The organism is Coleofasciculus sp. A1-SPW-01, assembly GCF_040217205.1.
GTDB lineage: Bacteria > Cyanobacteriota > Cyanobacteriia > Cyanobacteriales > Coleofasciculaceae > Coleofasciculus > Coleofasciculus chthonoplastes_A.
On the sequence record NZ_JAVJNP010000193.1, the window covers coordinates 1 to 3,223 of the forward strand.

A 3,223-nucleotide genomic window follows, 5' to 3' on the forward strand; every position below is an offset into this window, starting at 1 on the left:
CTGACAGGTGTAGGTTTTTTATTTAAGGGTGGAGACAAGACAAGGGGACAAGGAAGGAAAGAAGACAAGGGGGAAAAACCGTACAGAATTCGGTTCGGTCAAACTAACTTCTAAAAGCCGAAACGCCCTATTTTTCGTTAAAACTCTTCCTTGTCTACGGTCGCTGAGCGAAGTCGAAGTGATGGTCTACCTGTCTTCCAAGTCTAACCTGAACCGCAATCTTAAAAAACCTACCCTTGTGAGTGGTGGGAGAGGGGCTGGGGGTGAGGGGGTTTATTGACTTAACTTACAATAAACGAGACAGTAATTGGCAAAAAAGACAGATTGTAGAAGCAATTCTACAGCCAATTAATCATCATCATCGTCATCATCATCATCACCACCCCAATCATCCTCTTCCATTTCTAGTTCCTGTTCTTCATCCGATTCTTGCACCTCATTTTCGATTTCTTCAAACTCAATCGCCGCCACATAAGGAGAAGAAATCGCCACGGTTTCCCCGGTACTCACCAAAGCTTGATACAAAAATGCCGCTACTTCTGCACGACTTGCTATCTGATTGGGATTCAGTAATTCGACATTAGGATAATTGACCACAATGCCTCGCTGCGTCGCCGCCGCAACTAAAGGACGAACATTAACCGGAATCGCTGATGCATCATTATAAAATTGCAAAATGTTCGTCGCTGATCCATTCACAGAATAATTTAACCCCTGAGTTAATGCCAATAATACTTCCAACCGCGATAACTTTTGCTTGGGGTTAAAGTTATTAGCAGAATTAACCGTTAAAAACCCCGTTTCACACGCTTCTTCAATGGCATTGTATGCCCAGTGACGGGTAGAAACATCCCGGATACTAACATTACGGATTTTCGTCTTTTCAAACGCCTTACGAATCATCGCCGCAAACTGGGCGCGAGTCACAGGTTCATTGGGACGAAATGTGCCATCGGGAAATCCCCTGATAATATCTAAGCGTACTAATTCAGCAATAAAGTCCTGCGCCCAATAATTACTGGCGATATCCGTGAAACTTGTTTGTACAGTTCGGCGAATTTGGGAACCACTAGCGGCGACTTGTTGCTGTTGAGTCGCCCCCCCACTTATCTGAGTAGTTTGGTTGGTTTGGCGTTGACTAGCGCGACTATCAACAGTTCCCTGGGTGGTTTGACTGGTGGTACTCCCGGCGGTAATTTCCGTAGTTTCACGGTTGCGGGTGCGGATGCGTTGTTCTTCAATCAGCGTCGCGGTATACCGGGCGGTCATTTTCTGGCTTAAGGTTTCATCCAGGGCGACAACTGAACCCATCTCATCCGTCCGATACGCCCACAGTTTATCCTCACTCCCGACAATCACCAACCACCCTGGAACTAGCGCCTGGGTGCAAATCTGATCGTCGCCTAATCCCAAACAACCATCAGACCAAGTTTGGCGGGCGACTTTGAGGATTTTTAGCTGGGATGTATCCAAATTATGGCGACGGCTGATATCCTCAAAGACAGCCTCTGCGATCGCGTCAGGTAAAGATTCAACGGTATCTGCTTCTACTGAGGAAGTTTGGGCAAGTTCCATCCCCTGAATCACCTCTAGGGGAGATGTGGGGATAGGATTCGCAACAGAAGGAGTAGCGGTGGCGATCGCGAATCCAGCGACGGCGATGATTATCCTACCGCTTGACGCAAATAATAGTTGACTCATAACACGCATACCAAACACAAACAAAAGGAACCTAAAGACAGAACTGATGGGGAAACTGTTCCCATTTATTCAAACGTGGCGATTCTCAATAAACAGGAATCTGGGCAAAAATTTTCCAGAATCTGTCTCAATCCCGGTATCATAGAACAAAACACTTAAACAAACTTCATAAAGCACAGTGATTACCCAACCGCGAATCCAGAACAACCCCTTAGAAAAGCACCTTTGGACTTGGCAAGGTCACTCAATTCAATACACCGTCCAGGGAACAGGTCAACCCTTGGTATTGATTCACGGCTTTGGTGCATCCATTGGACATTGGCGCAAGAATATCCCGGTGCTAGCGGATGCGGGATATCGGGTGTTTGCGATTGATCTGTTAGGGTTCGGCGGATCAGATAAACCTGCCTTAGACTACAGCTTAGAGGTATGGCAGAAACAGATCAAAGACTTCTGGGACGCCCATATTCAGGAACCAACCGTATTTATTGGCAACTCAATTGGGGCGCTATTGAGTTTAATGGTAGTTACCCAATACCCGGATATTGCCGTTGGTGGTGTTTTGATTAATTGTGCAGGGGGCTTAAACCACCGTCCCGATGAGTTAAATTTACCCTTACGGCTGGTGATGGGAACCTTTAACAAATTGGTTAGTTCTAAAACCGTCGGTCCGTTTTTATTTAACCGAATTCGCCAAAAAAACCGCATTCGCAACACCCTGCGTCAGGTTTACTGTGACCCCCAAGCGATTACGGAAGAATTAGTCGATTTACTCTACCAGCCCTCCTGTGATCCGGGTGCCCAACAGGTATTTGCATCTGTCTTAACGGGTCCTGCAGGTCCTGCGCCTGGGGAATTATTACCCAAATTAAACCGTCCTCTATTAGTTCTTTGGGGCGAAAATGACCCTTGGACACCAATTAATGGGGCGGCGATTTACCAGCAGCAGCGCCAAATGGAGAAGGATGTCGAGTTTTTTGCCATCCCCCAAGCGGGTCATTGTCCTCACGATGAGAAGCCAGAGATGGTTAATTCTCTAATTCTCGATTGGCTAAGTCAAATGACGTAGCTTGCTTCTCGCTTGCGCGAGTATGACGAATGACATAAGACATAAGACGAATGACGAATGACGAATGACAAATAACTTATGAATCCAATTCTTGCGGGTTTTATCGCCAGTTTGCTGGCGGGACTCGCAACCTTTGTCGGTGCGTTACCTGTATTTTTACCGATTCGCTTGACCCACCGATTACAAGCGATCGCGTTAGGATTCGGGGGTGGCGTAATGCTAGCTGCGACGGCGTTTTCATTAATTGTACCGGGTAAAGATGCGGCGATTTCTCAAGGCGCTTCCCCGATGAATGCGGCGTTAATTATGAGTATAAACTACCCAGACCTGCTAAGAGCTGAGGTCTGGGTTTTTAGTAGCCCGCTCAGTCATCGAACAAGCTAAGCTGAACATACTTAATAGTTCGGCTTAGCTTGCACGATAACCCCGTGCCTCCAGGCTGGTTTATAGACA

General features: G+C 46.8%; 2 protein-coding genes and 1 pseudogene. 2 read left to right on the plus strand and 1 reads right to left on the minus strand.

The features are described from left to right. Positions 1-348: 348 nt before the first annotated feature. On the minus strand, positions 349-1,701 hold the full coding sequence (locus tag RH949_RS27990; RefSeq protein ID WP_446357771.1) for an S-layer homology domain-containing protein: 1,353 nt from the start codon (positions 1,699-1,701) through the stop codon (positions 349-351). A gap of 178 nt (positions 1,702-1,879) precedes the next feature. Between RH949_RS27990 and RH949_RS27995 the strand changes: the two genes are divergently transcribed. Next, positions 1,880-2,770: an alpha/beta fold hydrolase gene (locus RH949_RS27995; RefSeq protein WP_006105341.1), complete on the plus strand. Its 891-nt coding sequence runs from the start codon at positions 1,880-1,882 to the stop codon at positions 2,768-2,770. Between the two features lie 78 nt (positions 2,771-2,848). Next, positions 2,849-3,079: pseudogene (locus RH949_RS28000) on the plus strand (ZIP family metal transporter); the annotation flags it as partial. Positions 3,080-3,223 lie beyond the last annotated feature (144 nt).

What these genes read in the sequence shown, in the direction of transcription:
- RH949_RS27990 (WP_446357771.1), bottom strand. Translation starts at nt 1,701, where the DNA reads ATGAGTCAACTATTATTTGCGTCAAGCGGTAGGATAATCATCGCCGTC.